Annotated in this window: 14 protein-coding genes; 12 read left to right on the top strand and 2 right to left on the bottom strand. The window is 51.8% G+C overall.

What is annotated here, in order from left to right; all coding sequences use genetic code 11:
* The first annotated feature begins 23 nt into the window (after positions 1 to 23).
* Positions 24 to 1,337, top strand: a complete 1,314-nt coding sequence (glmU, locus tag LG200_RS13535; protein WP_404809814.1) for a bifunctional UDP-N-acetylglucosamine diphosphorylase/glucosamine-1-phosphate N-acetyltransferase GlmU — start codon at positions 24 to 26, stop codon at positions 1,335 to 1,337.
* Between the two features lies 1 nt (position 1,338).
* Positions 1,339 to 3,168 (top strand): glutamine--fructose-6-phosphate transaminase (isomerizing), encoded by a 1,830-nt coding sequence (glmS, locus tag LG200_RS13530; protein ID WP_226758153.1) that lies wholly within the window; start codon positions 1,339 to 1,341, stop codon positions 3,166 to 3,168.
* 283 nt (positions 3,169 to 3,451) lie between these two features.
* Here glmS and LG200_RS13525 read toward each other — a convergent pair whose 3' ends face one another.
* Entirely contained in the window at positions 3,452 to 3,700 is a 249-nt protein-coding gene (locus tag LG200_RS13525) for a hypothetical protein (protein ID WP_226758152.1), read from the bottom strand.
* Positions 3,701 to 3,924: 224 nt separating this feature from the next.
* Here LG200_RS13525 and LG200_RS13520 point away from each other — a divergent pair, with 224 nt between their 5' ends.
* On the top strand, positions 3,925 to 4,116 hold the full coding sequence (locus tag LG200_RS13520; protein ID WP_226758151.1) for a hypothetical protein: 192 nt from the start codon (positions 3,925 to 3,927) through the stop codon (positions 4,114 to 4,116).
* 152 nt (positions 4,117 to 4,268) lie between these two features.
* Here LG200_RS13520 and LG200_RS13515 read toward each other — a convergent pair whose 3' ends face one another.
* Complete coding sequence (locus tag LG200_RS13515) at positions 4,269 to 4,481, bottom strand: heavy-metal-associated domain-containing protein (protein WP_226758150.1); 213 nt, start codon at positions 4,479 to 4,481, stop codon at positions 4,269 to 4,271.
* A gap of 39 nt (positions 4,482 to 4,520) precedes the next feature.
* Here LG200_RS13515 and LG200_RS13510 point away from each other — a divergent pair, with 39 nt between their 5' ends.
* The 9 genes from LG200_RS13510 to LG200_RS13470 all read left to right on the top strand — a co-directional run bounded on the left by LG200_RS13510 (position 4,521) and on the right by LG200_RS13470 (position 22,612).
* Complete coding sequence (locus LG200_RS13510) at positions 4,521 to 4,757, top strand: hypothetical protein (RefSeq protein WP_226758149.1); 237 nt, start codon at positions 4,521 to 4,523, stop codon at positions 4,755 to 4,757.
* Positions 4,758 to 5,416: 659 nt separating this feature from the next.
* Positions 5,417 to 6,139 (top strand): response regulator, encoded by a 723-nt coding sequence (locus tag LG200_RS13505; RefSeq protein WP_226758148.1) that lies wholly within the window; start codon positions 5,417 to 5,419, stop codon positions 6,137 to 6,139.
* Complete coding sequence (locus LG200_RS13500) at positions 6,136 to 7,521, top strand: ATP-binding protein (protein WP_226758147.1); 1,386 nt, start codon at positions 6,136 to 6,138, stop codon at positions 7,519 to 7,521. The genes LG200_RS13505 and LG200_RS13500 overlap by 4 nt, the downstream gene beginning before the upstream one ends.
* Before the next feature lie 101 nt (positions 7,522 to 7,622).
* A complete protein-coding gene (locus LG200_RS13495) occupies positions 7,623 to 10,484 on the top strand; it encodes a bifunctional diguanylate cyclase/phosphodiesterase (RefSeq protein WP_226758146.1) in 2,862 nt (953 codons plus the stop codon).
* Positions 10,485 to 10,556: 72 nt separating this feature from the next.
* On the top strand, positions 10,557 to 11,093 hold the full coding sequence (locus LG200_RS13490) for a sigma-70 family RNA polymerase sigma factor (protein WP_226758145.1): 537 nt from the start codon (positions 10,557 to 10,559) through the stop codon (positions 11,091 to 11,093).
* On the top strand, positions 11,093 to 12,073 hold the full coding sequence (locus LG200_RS13485) for a FecR domain-containing protein (protein ID WP_226758144.1): 981 nt from the start codon (positions 11,093 to 11,095) through the stop codon (positions 12,071 to 12,073). Before LG200_RS13490 ends, LG200_RS13485 begins: the two co-directional genes overlap by 1 nt.
* A 118-nt stretch (positions 12,074 to 12,191) precedes the next feature.
* Positions 12,192 to 14,651, top strand: a complete 2,460-nt coding sequence (locus LG200_RS13480; protein ID WP_226758143.1) for a TonB-dependent siderophore receptor — start codon at positions 12,192 to 12,194, stop codon at positions 14,649 to 14,651.
* Positions 14,652 to 15,284: 633 nt separating this feature from the next.
* Positions 15,285 to 20,798 carry a glutamate synthase-related protein gene (locus tag LG200_RS13475; protein ID WP_226758142.1) on the top strand — a complete coding sequence of 1,838 codons (5,514 nt, stop codon included), beginning with the start codon at positions 15,285 to 15,287 and terminating at the stop codon, positions 20,796 to 20,798.
* Between the two features lie 62 nt (positions 20,799 to 20,860).
* Positions 20,861 to 22,612 carry a sulfite reductase subunit alpha gene (locus LG200_RS13470; protein WP_226758141.1) on the top strand — a complete coding sequence of 584 codons (1,752 nt, stop codon included), beginning with the start codon at positions 20,861 to 20,863 and terminating at the stop codon, positions 22,610 to 22,612.
* Positions 22,613 to 22,614 lie beyond the last annotated feature (2 nt).

Here is a 22,614-nt window from a genome sequence, read left to right as displayed (position 1 = left end):
TTGCCGCTGGTAAAGGCACGCGCATGCACTCCAGCAAGCCCAAAGTGCTGCATGCACTAGCCGGTAAGCCCATATTGCAACACGTGATTGATGCTGCGAAATCATTGCAGCCTAGCAAGATTATTGTGATCTACGGATTTGGCGGCGAGGCTGTCCCACAGGCAATCTCTCATGAGGACATAGTCTGGGTCAAACAGACGGAGCAACTTGGGACAGGTCATGCCATGCAACAAGCCCTGCCCTATTTGGACCATGATGCCAGGACGCTGATCTTACTGGGTGATGTGCCTTTGCTTAGCGCCCAAACTTGCCAGCAACTCCTGACACAGCCACACCCACTTGCCTTGCTCACTGTAATCAAGGGTAATCCCAATGGCTATGGTCGGATTGTGCGAGCCGGCGGCCAGGTGCGTGCGATAGTCGAACACAAGGATGCGAATGAACAGCAGCGCACTATCCGTGAGGTGAACACCGGTATCATGGCTGCAGAAAACCGTTTGCTGGCCCAATGGCTGCAACGCCTCAACAACGATAATGCCCAGAAGGAGTACTACCTGACAGATATCGTGGCGATGGCAGTGGAGGATGGCGAGCAAGTCACTGCCGTGGCAGGGGATGATGAGTGGCAGGTTGCTGGCGTTAACTCAAAGCAGGATCTCGCAGCGCTGGAGCGTGTCTATCAGCATCGTTATGCCGGGCACTTGCTGGCTCAAGGAGTAACGCTGGCTGACCCCGCGCGTATTGACGTACGCGGAGAGTTGAATGTGGGGAGCGATGTGGAAATTGATGTGGGTTGTGTGTTTGAGGGCAAAATCACGCTGGCTGACAATGTGCGCATAGGCCCCTATTGCGTCATCCGGAACGCTTCCATTGGTGCTGGGACGGTCATTGCTGCTTACACCCACATAGAGGATGCCCAACTGGCAGAAAGCTGCAAAATAGGCCCGTATGCGCGTTTGAGGCCAGGTACAGTGCTGGCAAACGACACGCATATAGGTAATTTTGTCGAACTGAAAAATGCCCAGGTGGATGTTGGCAGCAAGATCAACCATTTAAGCTATGTCGGCGATACTACTGTGGGCAAAAAGGTGAACATCGGGGCTGGTACGATTACCTGCAATTACGATGGCGTGAACAAGTTCCGTACCATCATTGAAGATCATGCCTTTATCGGTTCAGATTCCCAGCTGGTCGCTCCTATTACCATAGGTGCTGGCGCCACCATTGCCGCTGGTTCTACCATCACCCAGGATGCCCCTGCGGACAAACTCACGATGTCGCGCGGCAAGCAATTCACTATAGAACACTGGAAACGCCCTGAGAAAGTGAAGAAATAACATGTGTGGCATTGTAGGCGCCGTTGGTGCACGTAATATTGTTCCTGTTTTGATCGAAGGCTTGAGTCGCCTGGAATACAGAGGTTATGACTCAGCTGGTATCGCAGTGCTTGGTGATGGCATACGCCGTGTGCGTGCGGTGGGCCGTGTGGCAGAAATGCAAGGCAAGGTGGCAGCAGAAAATCTCACAGGCCAAGTAGGGATAGGCCATACACGCTGGGCCACCCACGGCGGGGTGACAGAGTCCAACGCCCATCCGCATGTGTCACGTGGTGAAATTGCAGTAGTGCATAACGGCATTATCGAGAATCACGATGAGCAGCGCGAACGTCTGCAAGGACTAGGTTATCAGTTTGAATCCCAAACAGATACTGAAGTGATTGCTCACTTAATCCATTATTATTTGAACCAGCAACATAGTTTATTGAGTGCTGTTCAGCATGCTGTGACAGAGCTGACCGGCGCTTTCGCCATCAGTGTAGTCTCCATTAAATTCCCGGATATCATGATTTGCGCACGCCAGGGGTGCCCTTTGCTGATTGGTCTGGGAGAGGACGAAAACTTCATTGCTTCAGATGTCTCTGCAGTGTTGTCCGTAACACGTAATGTGATTTATCTGGAGGATGGGGATGTAGGAGAGATCCGCCGCGATGGCGTAACCATTTATGATACGGCAGGCAATGTGGTGGAGCGTACGATACACCGTAGCGATGTATCACTGGCTTCACTGGAATTGGGCCCTTACTCCCATTTCATGCAGAAGGAAATTTACGAGCAACCGCGCGCCCTGACCGATACCCTGGAAGCGATTATTGATGACAACGCTTTCAGTGCGGAATTGTTTGGCACGGATGCCCATGAGGTGTTCGCGCAGATAGACAGTGTGCTGATTATTGCTGCCGGTACCAGCTACTATGCGGGCCTGACTGCCAAATACTGGCTGGAAAGCATAGCCCAGCTGCCGACCTCGGTGGAAATTGCCAGTGAATACCGCTACCGCAAGTCGGTGCCAAATGCCAAGCAGCTGATTGTGACCATTTCCCAATCCGGTGAAACCTTGGACACCATGGAAGCGCTCAAGCATGCTAAAGCCTTGGGTCAGAACCTGACCCTGGCAATTTGTAATGTGCAGGAAAGCGCAATTCCGCGCGCCTCACGGTTGGTGCTGTATACGCGTGCCGGCGCTGAAATCGGCGTGGCCTCAACCAAGGCTTTCACTACTCAACTGGTTGCCCTCTTCACCCTTGCCGCGACTTTGGCCAAGCAACGTAATCTGCTTAATGCAGAACAGGAACAGGTTTATATCGATGGGCTGCGTCGTCTTCCTGGCAGCGTGCAGTATGCGCTTAACCTTGAGCCGCAAATCCGCGAGTGGGCTAAGGCTTTCAGCAACAAGTTCCATGCCCTCTTCCTGGGACGCGGCATGCATTACCCCATTGCCCTAGAAGGCGCCCTCAAGCTCAAGGAGATTTCCTATATCCATGCGGAAGCTTACCCTGCCGGTGAGCTCAAGCATGGTCCCCTGGCGCTTGTGGATCGCAATATGCCCGTAGTTGTGATTGCCCCTAATGATGCATTGCTGGAAAAGGTGAAGTCCAATATGCAGGAGGTCAGCGCGCGTGGTGGCGAGTTGTTTGTATTTGCCGATGCCGACAGCAATTTTACCGAAAGTGAAGGCGTGCACGTAATCCGTACCCCGCGCCACGTAGGTGTGCTATCTCCTATTTTGCACACCATACCTGTGCAATTGCTGGCCTACCACGCTGCCTTGCTAAAGGGCACGGATGTAGATAAGCCGCGCAACTTGGCCAAGTCGGTGACAGTGGAGTAAGCAAGCGAAGCAATCCACTGACTAGAGCGAATAAAGTGAGTCGGGTTTGAATAAAGTTGGTCGAATATTATAAAAAACTAATAAAGTCTGTCGAGACAATGTAAAAAAGCTCGCTTATGCGAGCTTTTTTATGTTTTGAATCTGGGATAACCGCTCTAATGTATCTCATCGCTTAAGTTAGGCCATTCCTCGGGTACAAGAGCAGGTGATTACCGCCAAGCCTCTTAACAGTGTGAGTACACTATTTGAAATAGCTAAACATTGATCGTGTCAATAAAGCCCGTCAGTCATAAAACCATTTGGTAGCATAAATCACTAGTACGGCTACAGTAACAAGAAGAACTGGGAGGGCTATCATCATTGCCAACTTTTTCATGAAACTTGGTTCAACAAATACCACGCCTTGTGCTTCCTTCACCCTCCTCTCTTCATCAAAATGCCATTTAATTGCAAAATAGGCTCCAATACCTAAAACAATAAGCTTAAAAGCTCCAGCAAAGTATGGAAAGATGTCAGTCCAACTGCCGTCCATTATCTATCTCCATCAAGTTCAATATCGATTTTGCGGCAGCATAATCAAAGGTTCATGTTTAGTGCGCACCGAAAGTCAGGCGTTCTAGCAAGCGCAAGTCTACTTCTCGCGCTAGCTGTCCACAACTCTCTTTGCAATACCTGTAGTTATGGTGGTTTGCTAAATTAGCAAAAGCATTGGCACATTTATGGCCAAAACTGAGTTACAACCAATATGATACTTTAATGCTCAGTTGTAGCTCGTTCAAACTTGGTAGTAGCAATATGTGGCGGGTGGTAAAGCATGTGTTTGAGCAGGAGTTTGGCCGCTTGTTGCCTATTCGTATGGAAGATATTGATCTGCATGATGATCATGGCAGGGAGGCGGGTTGGCTGGATCTGTTCGAGTCCCACTACCCTTCTAGGAGCAGGCAGTGAGAATTTCCATCCTGGGATCGAGCTATCGAATAACATCATTGATTTCATCGCAGCCCGACCAACTTTGATGTGCAACAGTGTTTACGATAGATCAATAGGTTAGGTCCGAGCCGTCCGACTAACATTATTTGTTCCAGTCAATTCACGCTGGTTCAAACGGCTTGCGCACCAAACCCGACATGACTGACAGCGGAAACCAGCTGTTCAGAGGAGGTTTGGTGTTCATCATATTGCACCGTGGCGTGGGCTTCCTCTAATTCTACTTGCACATCGTTAACGCCATTAACAGCCTGCAAAGCTCCTTTGACAGTGTTGGCGCAAGCGCCGCAACTCATGCCGATGACGCGTAGATGGGTGGTTTGCATGATGGTTCCTTTCTCAAGGCTAAAGAGGAATTCTGGTTAGTGAGCGACAGCCTGCAGGCAACTGTCAAGGCAGTTCTGGCAAGCCTGGGCGCATTGCTGACAGTGATCAGCTTGATGTCCTGCACATTCTTCGCCGCAAGCACGGCAGATTTCAGCACAGTCTTCTACTACCAGGTCAGCAAGCTCGCTTCCACGTTGCAGAAAATTCAGAGTCAGTTTGCAGAATTCGGCACAGTCTGTATCAAGGCTGATGCAACGCTGCATATGCAGGGGTGACCCTTCGCTTCTGCATGCGGCAGCACAATGTTCACAGGCTTCAATACAGGATTTCAGTGCTTCTATACAAGGCTGGTAGTTATTCTGCATTGGTTTTCCTTTGAACTAAGACGGGGCGAAAGCCTATTCTAGGTCTGAAGCGTGTTTGGGCTTTATACGGTAGCGTCCTATGCGGACGTCAGAAAAACTTAATCATCAACTTTTCTCACCCAGTTTATTAAAGATACTGGCAGTTCAAGTAGCAGACGATTAGAAGCAATAGCCTGCAAGTCAAGAATGGTGCTGGCTTTCCCGATCAATGTTACTCTCAGCATGGTTTTACCCATGATTGCCATGTCTTTAAGAATTCTGGATAAACTAACCATTATGCCGATGTGTAATTTTCTTGGTTGGTTCTATAGGAAAGATGCAATCATCATGCAAATTGGGCTTGAGTTCCTTGTCCATCTATAACCATGCGGTGAGTATGAGCAGAAAGAGTGATTACCTCATGAGAAATTATGATGATGTATTCACTAAAATGATGTTGTAACATTATTGTTAATGATAATAATTATTAAAATAAAATCACCGATGGATAAGCTTCTGGATGTAATTCGTCGCGAGTTTGCGAACCTGCCTTATAATATTTTTGCTGCAATTGCTTAGAATCCAATGAAATGAATAATCAGGACCATATCCTTGTCGTTGATGACGACCATGAAATTCGGGAATTGCTGACGGAGTACCTGCGCGATTCTGGATTTACTGTTTCCGAGGCAGCAAATGGCCGTGAGATGTGGCGGCTGGTCAATAAGGAGCAGATAGACCTTATAGTGCTGGACCTGATGCTGCCCGAGGAAGATGGCTTGAGCCTATGCCGTGAATTGCGCGCGCAGGATGATACGCCAGTGATCATGCTGACGGCCAAGGGCACACTGATAGACCGCATTGTCGGACTGGAGGTCGGTGCCGATGATTATCTGCCCAAGCCATTTGATCCGCGTGAATTGCTTGCACGAATTAAGGTGATATTGCGTCGCATACGTCCCAGTCGGGAAAAGGCCGGTGCTGACGAATATGCCTATATCAGTTTTCAAGGGTGGCGCCTGGATACCCAGGCACGACAAATGTTTTCGCCTGAGGGGGTAATCGTTTCACTGGGCAGTTCTGACTATATGGTGCTGCGGGCATTACTGGAGCATCCCAATCGCCCTTTAAGCCGCGAGTTTTTGATTGAACACGTTTACGGCAAGGACAGCCAGGCTTTTGACCGTTCAATCGATGTCTGTATTAGCCGGCTGCGCCAACATATGGAGAGCGATACGCGTAATCCGACCATCATTCGTACTGTGCGTAATGCTGGTTATATGCTGGTCAGCCAGGTCCAGCACGAAAAATGAAGCGGCTCTGGCCAGCCTCATTATTTGGCCGTCTTGTAATCGTCCTGGTGGCCGGCACAATGACGGCGCAGATTCTGACAGGGTTTATCTGGTATGACATGAATTATGGCAAGGCGCTGGAGATTCCTACCCGTGTGCTTGCAGCCAAGCTTTCAGACAGCATCAGCCTGGTTGAAATCAGTAAGGTGGAAGATGAGCGCCTGCTGATCAAGAAGCTGAGCAATCCCTTGTATCAACTCACGCCGGTCGACGCTCCTCCACGCCCCAATGCCCTGAAAACCCGTGATCGCGCGATTGAGCTCCTGTTCAAGCGGGTATTCGAGCAGGAGTTCGGCCGCTTGTTGCCCATGCGGCTTTACGATATTGATCTGCATGATGATCAGGGCAAGGAGGCAGGCTGGCTGGACCTATTCGAATCCTATTATCCTTCGGCGCATTTTGTCCTGTATGTACAGCTGGATAGTGGACAATGGTTGAAGCTGGATGCTTACGAAGGTCAGGCAGGCATGAGTTTGGCGCCCTTGATGGATTTGTTTGACTATCTATTCCGCATTTACTTTGTGCGTATCGTCATTATTATCGGTATTGCATTGTTTGCCGTGAGGCAGATCATGCGGCCTTTGAATCGGCTTGCGGCTGCTGCAGAGCGGCTGGGACGCAATATATACAGTCCTCAACTGGATGAGACAGGGCCGACGGAGGTCAGGCGTTCGGCCAAGGCATTCAATTTGATGCAGCAGCGCCTGATTGATACGGTGACGGAGAAAACCCGCTTCTTGGCTGCTGTTTCTCACGATTTACGTTCCCCCATCACCCGTTTGCGCTTGCGCACCGAATCTATTGAGAATCCCGTATTAAAGGAGAAATTCAGGCATGACCTGGAAGGCATGGAAAGCCTGATTTCTTCAACGCTGGATTTCATGCGGGGGGTTGAGGTGCATGAGAACCGGCATATCATCAATATCAACGCAATGCTGCAAAGCTTGCAGGTCGATGCCCAGGAAACCGGTGCTGAAGTATTGCTACATGGAGAAGCCCAGCCTTTTGAGGGCTACGCAATCAGTCTTAAACGCTGCCTGCAGAATTTGCTGGAAAACGCGATACGCTATGGGAAATCCGCCCATATCGAAGTCATTGATAGCGAATCACGCCTGCGAATTGCAATACGCGATCATGGTCCCGGGATTCCTGAGGAGCTGCTCAAGCAGGTATTCGAGCCGTTTTACCGTGTAGAGACATCCAGAAACGCCACGACAGGTGGGTCGGGCTTGGGCTTGAGCATTGCCAAAACAATTGTGGAAGCGCATGACGGAGAAATACACTTAAGGAATCTGGCAAGTGGCGGTTTGGAAGTGATGATTGATTTTCCGCGGAAAAATTGAACATCGCCTATATATAAAAATAATGCTGCAATGTTAAGAATCCACTACAGCTCTATGGTTTAATCTTGTTGAAATCATAAAAATATCTCTCGGTGACATTAATGAGCAATACGGACGTCGATGACCAGCTATTAAGTGCAGGAGATCAGCTGAAGGTATTAAGCTTTGCTATCAGTAGAATAAGCGAAGCAATATTCTTGTGTGATGAAAAGGCCAGGATCCGGTTTGTAAACGCCGAAAGCTGTAAGCACCTTGGATACACTGAAGCCGAGTTGTTGCAAATGACTATACTGGACATCGACCCGGATGTTTCGGTTGAGCGTTGGCCCGCTCTTTGGCAAGAGCTGAAGGAACATGGGGTTGTGACGCATGAAAGTCGGCACCAGGCAAAAAATGGCCAAATTATCCCGGTAGAGATCAAAAGCAACTATCTAGATGATGCAGGCACACCATATTGTGTTTCCTTGGTCCGTAATATTACGCCACGTATTGCCCTCCGTAGCAAACTGCGCGAACAAGAGCTGCAATACCGCCAGCTTGTCAAAAACTCTCCCGATATCTTTATTCGTTATGATCAGGATTGCCGTCGAATTTTCTTAAGTGACGGATATGAAAAGGTATTTGGTATTCCTGCCGCATTGGCGCTCGGTAAAACTCCGACCGAGCTTTGGGGCAGGCCCACAATGCAGCCTTCGCTTTACGAGCAAAGGCTGCGGCAAGTCATGCTTTCTGGCATCGCCCAGCATATCGAGCTGGAATGGGAAGAGGATGGCAAGTATGTCTGCCAGTCCTTACATGCAGTGCCTGACCGCAATATTGATGGAGACATTACTGGAATATTGACCATTACCCGTGATATTTCAGACATCCGGCGTGCAGAGCAGAAACTCAAGCAACGTGATCAATACCAGAACGCGCTGATTGAGAATTTCCCGTTTGTTGTCTGGTTCAAGGATCTTGAGAGCCGCTTGCTGTCGGCTAATAGTGCCTACGCCAGAATGGCCGGGGTCGAGTCCAAAGATGTCCTGGCCGGCAAGACGGATTTCGACTTTTTCCCGCCGGATCTGGCAGCCGCGTATATCGCGAGTGATAAGCGGGTACTTGAAAGCGGCCTGCCTTGTTTTGTGGTCGATATGTTTGAAACTCCCTCTGGTGAACGCGGTTGGATAGAGACGTATAAATCGCCAGTGGTCGTGGGTGACCAGATGATTGGCACTGTCGGTTTTGCACGTGATGTGACTGAGGCCAAGCTGAATGAAGATAAACTGATCCAGCGCGAACGCGAGTTGCAATCCTTGATTGATAACACGCCGGATACCATTACCCGTTATGATTTGCAGGCTCGCAGGCGCTATGTCAATACCCCTTGGCTAAAGCGCCTGGGAGTGGCCACTGAGACAATTATAGGCACCTCCCCTGCCGAGTTTCCTGGCGGCGATATCTACCTGAAATATGAAGAAAAGATCAAGGCAGTCATTGCCAGTGCAACACCAGACTTTCTTGAGCTAAGGGGTGAAAACGAAGATGGCTCCGCCTGGTTTATCCATGTGCGCATTGTTCCCGAGTTTGACGACAATCGCCAGGTCAGTGGCGTGCTGGCGGTGGAACGCGATATTACCGAACTTATGGAGTATCGCGAGCGGATTCACTACTTGGCTTATTACGATGCATTAACCAGTATGCCGAACCGGACCTTGTTCTCCGACCGGGTTAACCAGGTGCTGGCTGATGCAAGCTGGCACGGCAACCAGTTCGGCTTGATGATGCTTGACCTGGACCGGTTCAAGGAAGTGAATGATAGCCTGGGGCACCAAGCTGGCGATGCATTGTTGGTGGCGGTGGCAAAGCGCCTGCAGGCATCAGTGCGTGCGTATGACACTACGGCCCGGCTCAGTGGCGATGAATTTGCCATATTGCTCCCTGAGTTACGCAATGCGGATGACTTGGCCACGATTGCGAAAAAGATCAATGAAGAGATCGCCAAGCCATTTATCATTCAGGATAAAGAGCTGTTCATTTCCACCAGTATCGGTATTGCCATTTACCCAAATGACGGCAAGGACAGCGCCAAGCTGTTCAAGAGTGCAGATGTGGCGATGTACCATGCCAAGAACTACGGACGCAATAACTACCAGTTTTATTCGCAGGAGCTGGGGTCCAAGGCTTCTGAATACATACTGCTGGGCGCTTCTTTGCGCCAAGCCCTCAAGAATGACGAGTTTGAGCTGTTTTATCAGCCCCAGGTGGACCTGATCAGCGGGCAGATTATCGGAGCTGAAGCCCTGTTGCGCTGGCGCAACCCGCAACTTGGCGTGATCATGCCCGATCGTTTCATCAAGGTCGCCGAAGAGAGCGGGCTGATTGTCGACATTGGTGAATGGGTGTTGCGCCAGGCCTGCGAAGCCGTGGTTTGCCTGAACCGGGAACGTACTGCTGCTCCATTGAGTATGGCGGTCAACCTGTCCTCGCGACAGTTTCTTTACAACGACCTCCTCTCCTCGGTGCAGAGTATCCTGCTTAAGACTGGCTGCAAGCCCGAGTGGCTCAAGCTGGAAATTACCGAAAGCCTGTTGCTTGAAGATAGCAGCCACATCATAGAAACCCTCAGTGCATTCAAGAACATGGGCATTACAATTTCCATTGATGATTTCTGCACGGGTTATTCTGCAATGAGCTATCTTGGCCAATTCCCGATTAGCCAGGTCAAGATTGACCGTTCTTTTGTACGGGATATTGCGATCAAGCAGGATAAACTCGAGCTGATCACCGCCATCATAAGGATTGCACATGCATTGCGTCTTGAGTTGGTAGCCGAAGGGGTTGAGAGCAAACAACAGGCGAATCTGCTCAAGATACAGGGCTGCAGCATTGCGCAGGGCTATTATTTTGGCAAGCCAATGAGGTTAAGCCATTTGAAACTGGTCATCGCTGATGGCGAGGACCTCATGAGTAATAGTTTGTAATCTCAGTCATCGGATGAGCGGAGTTGCCGGAACCTCAGATTCCAGTATAATGAGATTTATTCTCATTAATGGATGCTGGTTTCTCCGGCAATTTTCCCTGCTGTGTCGCTTCCATCATCACCTGCAAACGCTTTCAAAACGCTCTATTCTGACCATCACAGCTGGCTCAATCATTGGCTACGCAAGAAATTAGGCAATAGTTTTGATGCAGCTGACCTGACCCATGATACTTTCATGCGGGTTCTAACTAGCACAGATACTGCGACTTTGCGGGAACCACGTGCTTTTCTGACTACGGTAGCCAGTGGCCTGCTTTCCAATTTCTACCGACGCCGGAAAATTGAGCAGTCATATCTGGATGCCCTGTCGATATTGCCGGATCAAGATATCCCCTCCCCAGAGGTCCGGATGATGGTTCTTGAAACCTTGATCGAGATTGACGGTCTTCTAGATGGTTTACCTGGTGATGTACGCAAGGCATTTCTGTGGTCACAGCTTGATGGCCTTGGCCAGGCAGAGATTGCGCGGCAACTGGGAGTTTCAGTTTCCACGGTTAAACGCTATATCGTGCGCGCTGTGCAGCAATGTTGTTTTGGGGAGGGTAGTTAATGGTGTCCATGGAGCCGCAATCAATACCTGCGGAAACCAGCCGCCAGGCGGCAGAATGGCTGGTTGAGCTGCAATCAGACCATGTCACTCAGGAGATTCGTAACCAATGGCAGAGGTGGCGAGAGGCGCATCCGGACAATGAACGTGCATGGCAGCATATAGAACGTCTGGGAGAAAAGCTGAGCGGGCTTTCTTCGCCGCTTGCGCATGCAACACTCGCCCCAAGAGGTTCGATCAAGCGCCGCCGGGCGATCAAGATGCTGGCAACACTCCTGTTTGCCGGCAGCTCAGCCTTTGTGGCCCAGGAAAAACTGCCCTGGTGGCAACTCAATGCCGACCATAGCACTGGCGTGGGTGAGCGCTGCCGGGTGGCGCTGGATGACGGCACGGAGGTAGAGCTCAATTCTTCAAGTGCTATCAATATCGCTTATACACAGCATCAACGCATCGTCATGCTGGTGCATGGCGAAATCCTGGTGACGACAGCACCGGACAGGCAGGCCCCCCCGCGCCCATTCCTGGTGGCCACGGATCAGGGAAGCATACGCGCGCTTGGTACCCGCTTCATGGTGCGTCAATTGACCAATGAGAAAGATGGTCCGATCAGGGTCGGCGTATGGGGAGGCGCAGTTGAAGTCGTGCCTTCCGAGATGGGCATACGTGTACGTATGGACAAGGGCGAGCAGCTGGCATTTACCAAGCACATGGTGACACCAATTGAGATTGTGAACGATAACGATACTGCCTGGGTCGAGCATATGATCGTAGCGGATGACATGCGTCTTGAAGAGTTTCTTGCTGAACTCAATCGCCACCGGCAAGGGAGCCTGAGCTGCGATCAAAGCATTGCTGCCCTCAAAGTATCAGGTACTTATCCATTGGATGACACAGACAAGGTAATTGATATGTTGTGCAATACATTGCAACTCAAGGTGAAGTCACTGACCAAGTTCTGGGTGAGGCTGTTTCCTGCAAGCTAGCATACCTGAGCATGGCATCATTTAAACGAGATTAATTCATATTCACTGAGCTGTTTTTGATTTTTGTGTGGCATAGGAAATAGGGGAACCTGTTTTCAATGGCCAATAAGGGAAATCAATGCAGCAACAGCAAGCTCATAGAAGCATCACACATCAATATTTCAAGCGTCGCGCGGCAGGGTTTGTTATAGCGCATGCCTTGGCCACCATGCCTTTCATGGCATTGCCTATGTTGGCCGCCAGCAGTGTTCAGGCTGCCGAAGAGGATACCAAGCGTTATCACATTCCTGCCGGTTCATTGAAAGAAGTATTGAACCGATTCGGCCGCGAAGCCGGAATCATGATCTCTTTCACCAATGAAATAGTATCCGGTTTGCAGAGCAACGGCCTTGATAGCAATTATTCCGTGCGAGACGGGCTCAGCATGCTATTGCTGGGAACCGGTCTTGAAGCGTCAAGACAGGATAATGGCGGTTACACCCTGCGCAAGGCCGGCATGGCTACTTCACAGGCAGGCCCTGCTTCTACTCTGGAAGAAGTAAAGGTAAGCGCCAGCAAGGATCCGACTTCGGAAAATACTGGTTCCTATACCACTAGCTCAAGTACGGCATCCGCAAAACTGGCATTGTCCCTGCGCCATACGCCGCAATCTGTCAGCGTGATCACTCGCCAACGCATGGACGACCAAAACCTGACCCAATTGCAGGAAGTGCTGGAGCAGACGGTAGGCATCAGCGTCGTACAGAGCGGCTATGTAGGCGCGAACTGGAATACATTCCAATCGCGGGGATTCAATATCAACAATTACCTGGTGGATGGTTTGCCGCTGGGCAGCAGTTTTGAGCTGATGACCAACGATATGGCTTTTTACGACCGTATCGAAGTGTTGCGTGGCTCTTCAGGGTTGATGTTTGGAATCGGCTCTCCAGGCGGGAGCATCAACTATATTCGCAAGAGGCCGACAAAGGAATTCCAGGCAACCGTAACCGGCCAGTTCGGTTCCTGGGACAACTATCGCGGCATGCTCGATATCTCCACTCCACTCAATGCGGATGGTAGCGTGAGGAGCCGCATTGTGGCGGTCAAGCAGGATAGCGGATCCCATATAGACCGCTATGGCTTGGAGCGTGATTTGTTTTATGGGGTGTTGGAGGCCGACCTGACGCCATCCACTCTATTCACGGCCGGCATGGAATACCAGAACCATGAAACGCATGATTCGCCGGAAGCCGGTTTTCCTCTGTTCTATAGTGATGGCAGCCATACGCAATGGAAACGTTCCAAGAATCCAGGGGCACGATGGGCTTACAGTGAGAACGAGAAATTTGCCTTTTTCACCTCGCTGGAGCATTTTTTCGACAATGACTGGCGTGCCAAAGTGCAATTCAACCACTCGCGCAACCGTTACGACAGCGTGATCGGCTCTGGTGGTTCCGGTAGCCTAGATAGGGCCACTGGCAGCGGAGTGGAGCTATGGGGCGGACGCTGGCAGGCCAAGCCGGTGCAGAATGGCGTGGATATCTATGCCACCGGGCCGTTCTCATTCGGAGGACGCCAGCATGAGCTGGTATTTGGCTTGAACTACTCGCATACCGAATATAACCAACCCACCTATTATCTCTGGCATTACTTGCCGGTGGACAATTACCTCGGATGGGACGGCGATATCACCAAGCCTGACATGTCGTCAACCGGCCGCAGTGATTATCGTGCGCGCCAATTCGGCGGCTATATGACGGCCCGGTTTAAGCCTACGGACCAGTTGGCGATCCTGGCGGGCGCCAGGGTAATACACTGGCATCGGTCTGTTGAAACGTTGCCCTATGCAAGTGCTTCTAGCTTGGCGAGCCGTTCCGAGACCGGCGTGCTGACGCCGTATGTCGCGGTGACATATGACTTCACGGATACCGCCACGCTGTATGCAAGTTATACAGCCATATTCAATCCCCAGACTAGGATGGACCGCAACAGGAATTATCTTGATCCCGAGGAAGGGGACAGCTACGAGGCAGGCATCAAGCATGCCTTGTATAGCGGTAGGCTGAATACCAGCCTGGCATTGTTCCGCGTTGAGCAGGATAACCTGGCTGTTGCGGATCAGACTCCTGGGGCTCCTGCTGGCAGTTATCGTGCCATACAAGGCACGGTCACCAAGGGGTTTGAAGCGGAGGCTAGCGGTGAGTTGGCGCCTGGCTGGCAAGTCAGTGGCGGTTACACTTTCCGTATATCGGAAGATGCCAATGGCAACAAAGTTCAAACCGTAGTGCCGCAAAACCTGTTCAAGCTGTTCACTACCTATACCCTGCCCGGTGCCTGGAACAAACTCACCATAGGCGGGGGTGCAAACTGGCAGAGCCGTATCTATACCAACGATACCGGTCCCAACAAGGAACGCTTCAACCAGGGAAGCTACGTGGTAGCCAATCTCATGGCGCGTTACCAGTTCGATGAGCATTTCTCTGCGGCGCTGAATGTGAACAACCTGTTCGATAAATTTTATTACACCAATACCGCAGCAGGGATGGGCTTCTATGGCACGCCGCGCAACGCCATGCTGACCTTGAAATACCAGTTCTAACGATCTATTAAAAAGGCCCCATCTCCATAGGGGCTTTTTATTAGTTTGCACTTAATTGGTGCAATTGTGAACGTGCATTTTTATGGCAGGTCAGGGTATTAAGTAAATAAATAATTGTTTTTAAATTGAAAATTAATTTAAGTTAAGAGCGAGGGGAGGAAGTTTCATTCAAGGATTATTGTATGGATGATGAAAGCTGCTCAGTTGAATATTGACAAATATTATTTAATATCAATAACTTAATAAAAATTATTGAATGAAGATAATTGAAGCCGCACATAATGTGTGCATAAATTAAGAATGCGATTATTTTTGGTGCAGAAATGGCATTGAAAAATCCACGATTTAATTCCCATTTATAAAAAATGATAAGAATTAAATTGCTTAAATTTCACAGCCTTATGAGCGTAATGACAACGATATTGGAGGAATAATCAATATCGTTTCCTAATGGTATAAGTCTTGCTTACGGTGAAAGCCCGACAAAAAATCGGGTGCGTTTGAATCGCGAGGCAAAGCCAACAATACACTATGTTTTAGTGAACTCATAGTGCCGCTTTCTCTTCTAAAAGCTATGCCATATTCGTGATCAGCGTTCTGTCAGAATTTAACGAAATTGCTGGAGAAGTTCATTTGAGCACTATCGATAGTCCTTTGGGCGAAAACACTTTTGGTCTGTACGACAGTTCCCTGGAAAAGGATAACTGTGGTGTCGGTTTTATTACGCGTAAAGATGGCGTGCAGACTCATGATGTGTTGGTCAAGGGGCATGAAGCCTTGTGTACCATTCCTCACCGCGGCGGTATGTCTGCCGAAGGCGTGGGTGATGGTGCGGGTGTATCCATTGATTTGTCTCTTCCCTTCTTCCGAAAGCTGACTGGACAGGCGCTGGATGCTGGCCGTTTTGGCGTGGGCAATTTTTTCCTGCCGAATGAGATTGCTGCCCATCCACTTGCTGAAAAGGTGATCCAAGAGGCCTTGAGTGCCAAGGGCTTGGATATATTGCTCAAGCGGGATGTTCCCGTTGATAACACGGCAATCCGTCCTGCAGCCGTGCGTTACCAGTTGCCTATCCAGCAATGGGTGTTTGTTGCTCCGAAAGAGATTGATGCTGCTGAGTTTGATCGCCGTATCTACCAAGCTTTATTGGTTATTGAGGAGCAGGCTTATACCGAAGATGAGCTGGGTGGCTTGTACCCCTTGTCCATGTCCGCACACACCCAGGTGCTCAAAGGGCGTTTGAACTCCAACGAAGTGATCCCCTATTTCCATGACTTGATGGAAGAAGATCATGCCGTACATACCATGTATTTCCATACGCGGTTCTCCACCAACACTGATCCCCATCCGAGCATGGCGCAGCCATTCCGTATGATGGCGCACAATGGCGAATTGAATACAGACCGTAAAAACCGCATTGCGGAAGCCGCCTTGGCCCGTGCGCGCAATGGCAGGATTTTCCGCCCCAAGGGGCAATCAGACAGCTCGCGTCTGGACCAGGCCCTGAACAGCCGCTTGATGGACGATGGCCTGGACTTGGTAACGGCTGTGGTATCCATGATGCCGCCAGCCTGGGAAAATGACGAAACCCTGCCGGAAAATATCAAGGCAATGCTGGAGTACTTCTCTCTTTACGAAGAGAAGAACGATGGCCCTGCGGCCCTGATATTCGGCAATGGCACGGTAGTGGGCGCTCGCCTTGACCGTTTGGGATTGCGCCCGTTGCGCAGCGTGGAAACTGCAGAGTACCTGTGTGTCATGTCAGAGGCCGGCCAGATCAATTTCCCGCCTGAGAGTGTATTGCGCCGTGGCCGTATTGAAGCGGGCGGCATGCTTTATTTCGACCATGCCCAGCAACGCTCTTTTGGCACGCTTGAAACACTGGAAATGCTTGCAGCCAAGCGCGACTACAAGGAATTGCTGACAAGGGCCCGCGCCAGCCTGGGCGAGCTGCCCGAGGTGGCCCCTGAGGCAGCAGGTTCGCCACAGCGCTACCACGGCAACCTTGAGCGTTACCAGCGTTTTGTGGCCTATTACTACAACCAGGAAAGCTTCAAGTTCATGATGGACCCTATGCTGGCAACCGGCGCAGAGAAAATCTCTGCCATGGGTTACGGCAATGCCATCAATGCGCTCACCGACCATGAAGGCGGCGTTGCGCATTACTTCTCTCAGCGCTTTGCCCAGGTGACCAACCCGCCGCTGGATTCAATTCGTGAAGCCGATGGCATGACCTTGCGCGTGGCGCTGGGTGCCAAGCCAAATATGAGTAAGGGACGTGGTCGCCAGATTGTGATCAATTCTCCTATCCTGAGTCATCTGGATATGCTCAAGCTGCGCGATCAGCAGGAAACACCATACCGTTGTTTCGAAATGCTCTACGCGCCGATTGTCGGTGATGCCAAGGCAAATGCCACAGTGTTGGAAAAGGCCATAGACGAACTGGCCAACGCCGTGGTGGCATTTGCACGTGAAGAAGGTGGTATTGCGGTCATTTCTGATCGCCATGTTTCATCCTCCCTGGCAGCCATGCCTTTGCTGGTGGTGGTTTCTGCCATTAACCAGCGCCTGATCGACGAAGGCTTGCGCCTGGACGTGTCAATTGTGGCTGAAAGCGGCCAGGTCGTGTCATCACACCATATCGCCGCTGCACTGGGTTTTGGCGCTTCCGGCGTATATCCGCTGGGTGTACAGATCCGTGCTGAAGAAAAATATGGCACAGATGCCGACAAGGCCTTCAAGCGCTATGCCAAGGCTGCAGAAAAAGCCTTGATGAAGACCATGGGCAAGGTGGGCCTGTGTACCGTGGAAAGCTATATCGGTGGTGAATTCTTTGAACCGAATTTCCTTAATACCAATGATCGCGTACTGAAGAAATACTTCCCCAACTTGAAAAACACCGTGGGCGGGGCGGATTTTGCCGTGATTGCACAAATGGTGGTGGACTGGCACCAGCGCGCGCTGATTGTGACCGATGAAAACAGTGTGCCATTGCTCGGCCTGTTCAAGGAGCGCTCCGAAGGCGCTGGCCACTCTTATGGCACCATCGCTGTTCGCGGTTTTGTAGATATGACGGAAGAGAAAATCCATTTCGACAAACTGGAAAAGCGTCCGGAAGATGAATTCCTGCGCTTGATGACGCTTTCACGCCTGGAAGATGCCTTCGCACTGAAGAAGGAAGATGCCTTCAACAACGGCAGCTTTGACCGCCTTAGCGATGCGACGATTAACCAGTTTGAAGTGACCAGCAGCTATCGCAGCTTTTCACACATGATGGCGGAAGAGCGCGAGAAGCGCCCCGCTGCCTTGCGCGACGTGCTCGAGTTCCCTGCTGACGTAAGCAAACTCAAGACCGAGGCGGAATTCCGCAAAGTGCTGGGGCGGTTTGCCATTGTCGGCAATAACAGCGTGGTGATTCGGGGATTGCAGAGCGTGGCACTGGACAACGGGCGTTTCAGCCTGCACCTCACCGGTCCTCTTTCATCGGACATTACCCGTCTTTCCACCTTGGGCCAGGCCCTGGTGGCGCATTTTGGCCAGGATATCAGTGGCCACTGGATGGAAAGTGATGCCCTGACGGTAGAGGCTAGCGGCAAGGCCGCTGATTACCTCAAGCTGTTGCGTGTGGCGCCGGAAAGCCTGCCGCTGGCAGACGTCCAGCCAGCCAGTGAGATTACCCGTAGCTTTGCTTCCGGCGCCATGAGCCATGGCGCGCTGGTGGCACCTGCCCATGAGGCGGTGGCACACGGTACCAATATGGTGGGCGGCATGTCCAATTCCGGCGAGGGTGGCGAGCATATGACGCGTTACGGCACTATCCGTGCCTCGCGCATCAAGCAATTGGCTTCAGGCCGTTTCGGTGTATGGGCCGGCTATTTGGCCGACCCTATGCTGGAAGAACTGGAAATCAAGATTGGCCAAGGTGCCAAGCCAGGTGAAGGTGGTCAGCTGCCGGCACCCAAGGTGACTGTGGAAATTGCCGCAGCGCGGGGCGGTACGCCAGGTGTGGAGCTTGTTTCGCCACCGCCGCACCATGATACTTATTCGATTGAAGATCTGGCGCAATTGATTCATGACTGCAAGGCCGCGCGCGTCCGCGTGATTGTCAAGCTGGTGTCTTCCGAAGGCATAGGCACGATTGCCGTTGGCGTAGCCAAGGCTGGTGCCGACGTGATCAACGTGGCCGGTAATACTGGCGGCACCGGTGCTGCTTCTGTGACCAGCTTGAAATACACTGGCCGTGCCGCGGAAATCGGCATTGCTGAAGTGCACCAGGCGTTGTGCGCCAATGGCCTGCGCGACAAGGTGATCCTGCGCTGCTCCGGCGCGCACCAGACTGCCAGCGATGTGGTGAAGTCGGCCATGCTGGGCGGTGACAGCTTTGAGTTCGGTACCACTGCATTAATGATGTTGAAGTGCGTGATGGCCAAGAACTGTAATGTGAAATGCCCGGCTGGCCTTACCACCAATGCGGAAGTGTTTGACGGCGACCCGCGTGCCCTGGCGCAATACCTATTGAACGTGGCACACGAGACTCGCGAGATTCTCGCTGCTATCGGCCTGCATTCACTGGCAGATGCACGTGGCCGTTCCGACCTGCTGCAATTGCTGGATCATCCCTCCAGCGTTGGTCAGCTGGACTTGCGTGCCATGCTGACAGTAGTGCCCGAAGTGAAGATTGAAAATCCGGTCTACATGGAAAAAGACTACACGCTGGATGATGCCTTTATCGACCAATTGCGCGCAGCGCTGGTGGATGGCAAGGCACTGGAAGTCAATCTGGGCGAAGGCCGCAGGCTGAATAACTGTAACAAGAGTGTAGGTGGTCAACTGGCGATTGATATTGAGCGCATGCTCAACCATGAGATGGACGCACAGCAGGCATTGAGCCTGCCAGCTGCCGCCATGGATAAACGTGGTCGCCGTTACCTTAAGCCAGGTAGTGTGGTGATCAGTACCAGCGGTTCTGCCGGCCAGTCTTATGGTGCATTCTGCAACGATGGCATGATCATGCGTCACAACGGAACCTGCAACGATGGTGTGGGCAAGGGCCAGTGCGGTGGCTCCATCATAGTCACTTCTCCTGGCGGTGGTTCAGAGCAAGCTGGTGGCAATGTGCTGGTGGGTAACTTTGCCTTGTTTGGCGCCACCGGTGGCCGCCTGTTTGTCGAAGGCCAGGCCGGTGACCGTTTTGCCGTGCGTAATTCGGGCACTACAGCCGTAGTTGAAGGCGTGGGCGACTTTGCTTGTGAATACATGACTAACGGTGCGGTACTGAACCTGGGTGCATTCGGCAAGGGTTTTGGCAACGGCATGAGCGGTGGTTTTGCTTACCAGTATGACCCTTACGGTGAACTGGCAGGCAATGCGGCAGCGGATTCCGTCCTGCTGGGCTCGATCACCGACGGGACGGAAATGGCGCGGGTGCACAGCCAGGCCGTACAGCAATTGCTGCAATGGCACCTGGAAGCCACTGGTTCCAAACGCGCGGCCTGGCTGCTGGAGAACTGGGAAGCTGAGCAACACAATTTTGCCTATGTCATGCCACGTGCCCTGTTGCTATATCAGGACAGCACGGAAATCCTCAAGGCCAAGCCGCGCAAGGACTTGCTGGAAGAGCTTTCAACAGCACTGGCCTCATTCCAGGTACGCAAGTTCAAGCTGGCTTACCGTGATGGCAAGCCTGTGGCAGGGGGCAAGGTGCCTGCTTACGGCGAAACCGATACCCAGGACATGTTCGAGTTGCTGAACAATTACACCGTGCTCAACATGGCGCAGCAAGTTGCCCTGGCCAAGGTGCCCCAGGCCCAGGATGCCTCTGATCCGGCAGTACAGAAGGCAGTGCGCAATTTGCTGCTGACAGAAGACTTTGTGTTGATGCAGAAACTGCAGCGCTATGCCCGTGAGGCCATCGAGACTTACAGTGATGAAGAGCTGGCAGTGCTCATTGCAGACAAGCGCCTCTCAGACTATAAATCAGCATTGAGCCAGCGCAACATTCTCTCCATGGATAGTCCAGGCACTTATGGCTGGATCATTCACCAGAGTTTCAAAAACCGTGGCCTGATTGGTGCATTACCCAGCCTGGAAGAACTGTTTGCCAAGTCTTCCATGCTCGAGCTTGCCACTGCCCTTAAGTCCAACTGATATCAATATGCCTGATTTCATGCCGTGCATGCAGCACGGCATGAACTGCTAACGACTGAATAATGAAGATTCCATACATTCCCGAAGACTCACCTTTCAATACAGACCAGAAAGCCTGGCTGGCCGGATTCATGGCTGGCATGAACTCCCGCTTATTAGCCAGTGATCCTGCTGCTGGCACTGCCCGTGCCAAACCGCCTGTGTATATCCTCTATGGATCACAGACCGGTAATGCAGAAGGGCTTGCCCGCACTGCTGCTGCCACTGCCAAGAGCCACGGTTTGGAGCCAGTGGTGAAATCACTGGATGAGGTTGAGCTGGAAGCATTTGCCGCCATGCGCCGCGTCATGATCGTGACCTCCACTTACGGCGAAGGTGAAATGCCTGATAACGCCGAACTGTTCTGGGAGGAGATCTCATCTCCAACCGTGGCGCGGATGGAAGAGATGACATTTGGTGTGCTGGCGATAGGCGATACCGGTTACGACGGATTTTGTGAAGCCGGCAAGCTGATTGACATGCGCCTTGAGCAACTGGGTGCCAAGCGTTTGCTGGCCCGCGTCGACTGTGATGTGGATTTTGAAGAACCCGCCACTGGCTGGATAGACGCTGCAATGCCCCTGTTTGCGGAAGTGGAAGGCGGCCCTGACGAAGTGGCTGCTGCGCCCGCTGCAGAAGAGGCTGCTCCTGTTGTTTCTGCATATAACCGCAAGAATCCTTATGCCTCTACCCTGGCAGTGAACCGCCGCCTTTCTGGCAACGATTCAGCCAAGGAAATCCGCCATTATGAATTTGACCTTGGTGATAGCGGACTCATTTATGAAGCCGGAGATGCGCTCAATGTTGTGCCGGAGAATGATCCTGCACTGGTCGGACTGATCCTGAACCATCTTGGTGTTGCCGCGGATAAGGCGGTTGCCAGACAGGACAAGCCATTGGGAGAGTTGTTGACCCGCTCATTCGAAATTTCCACGCCCTCCCGCGAGCTGATTGCTGCGGTTGAGCAACACGCTGGCAATGAAGACTTGAGCAATATCGTCCGCAGCGGTGATAAAGAAGCCCTGGAAAACTGGCTGTGGGGCAAGGATACGCTGGACCTGCTGCAACTCAATCCAGGGCTGGCGCTGGAAGTGGACGACTTCGTCAGCCTGCTGAAACCGCTGCAACACCGTGCATATTCGATCTCCTCCAGTGCTTTGGCCAATCCGGGTCGCGTACACCTGACTGTTGCCAGCGTGCGTTATCGCTCCGGCGAGCGCCTGCGTGGAGGGGTGTGTTCAACCTACCTGGCAGATCGTGTTGCTGAAGGTGATCAGGCCGGTATTTTCGTCACGACCAACAAGTCATTCCGTGTCCCGGCTGACAAGAGTGTCCCTGTCATCATGGTGGGTCCTGGCACCGGGATTGCCCCGTTCCGCGCTTTCCTGCAGGAGCGCCGTGAATCAGGGGCAAATGGGCGCAACTGGCTGTTCTTTGGTGACCAAAAGCGTGCCAGCGATTTCATCTATGAAGATGAGCTGACCGGCATGATGAAGGAGGGCGTATTGAGCCGCCTGGATCTGGCGTTTTCACGCGATCAGGCTGAGAAAATCTATGTGCAGACGCGCATGAAGGAAAATGGCAAGGAGCTGTTTGCCTGGTTGCAGGAAGGCGGTCATTTCTATGTGTGTGGCGATGCCAGCCGCATGGCCAAGGATGTAGACCAGGCGCTACATGACGTGATTGCCAAACATGGTGGCCTGGACGCAGAGGCGGCAGTCAATTACGTTAACCAGCTTAAACGCGAAAAACGCTATCTGCGCGATGTCTATTAAGC

Source organism: Methylobacillus caricis (assembly GCF_020532705.1).
In the GTDB taxonomy this organism is placed as follows: domain Bacteria; phylum Pseudomonadota; class Gammaproteobacteria; order Burkholderiales; family Methylophilaceae; genus Methylobacillus; species Methylobacillus caricis.
This window is presented reverse-complemented; position numbering and strand designations above follow the sequence as displayed.

What these genes read in the sequence shown, in the direction of transcription:
- LG200_RS13525 (WP_226758152.1), bottom strand. Translation starts at nt 3,700, where the DNA reads ATGGACGGCAGTTGGACTGACATCTTTCCATACTTTGCTGGAGCTTTT.
- LG200_RS13495 (WP_226758146.1), top strand. Translation starts at nt 7,623, where the DNA reads ATGAGCAATACGGACGTCGATGACCAGCTATTAAGTGCAGGAGATCAG.
- LG200_RS13470 (WP_226758141.1), top strand. Translation starts at nt 20,861, where the DNA reads ATGAAGATTCCATACATTCCCGAAGACTCACCTTTCAATACAGACCAG.
- LG200_RS13515 (WP_226758150.1), bottom strand. Translation starts at nt 4,481, where the DNA reads ATGCAAACCACCCATCTACGCGTCATCGGCATGAGTTGCGGCGCTTGC.
- LG200_RS13480 (WP_226758143.1), top strand. Translation starts at nt 12,192, where the DNA reads ATGCAGCAACAGCAAGCTCATAGAAGCATCACACATCAATATTTCAAG.
- LG200_RS13500 (WP_226758147.1), top strand. Translation starts at nt 6,136, where the DNA reads ATGAAGCGGCTCTGGCCAGCCTCATTATTTGGCCGTCTTGTAATCGTC.
- LG200_RS13505 (WP_226758148.1), top strand. Translation starts at nt 5,417, where the DNA reads ATGAATAATCAGGACCATATCCTTGTCGTTGATGACGACCATGAAATT.
- LG200_RS13485 (WP_226758144.1), top strand. Translation starts at nt 11,093, where the DNA reads ATGGTGTCCATGGAGCCGCAATCAATACCTGCGGAAACCAGCCGCCAG.
- LG200_RS13490 (WP_226758145.1), top strand. Translation starts at nt 10,557, where the DNA reads ATGCTGGTTTCTCCGGCAATTTTCCCTGCTGTGTCGCTTCCATCATCA.
- LG200_RS13520 (WP_226758151.1), top strand. Translation starts at nt 3,925, where the DNA reads ATGCTCAGTTGTAGCTCGTTCAAACTTGGTAGTAGCAATATGTGGCGG.
- glmS (WP_226758153.1), top strand. Translation starts at nt 1,339, where the DNA reads ATGTGTGGCATTGTAGGCGCCGTTGGTGCACGTAATATTGTTCCTGTT.
- glmU (WP_404809814.1), top strand. Translation starts at nt 24, where the DNA reads ATGCACTCCAGCAAGCCCAAAGTGCTGCATGCACTAGCCGGTAAGCCC.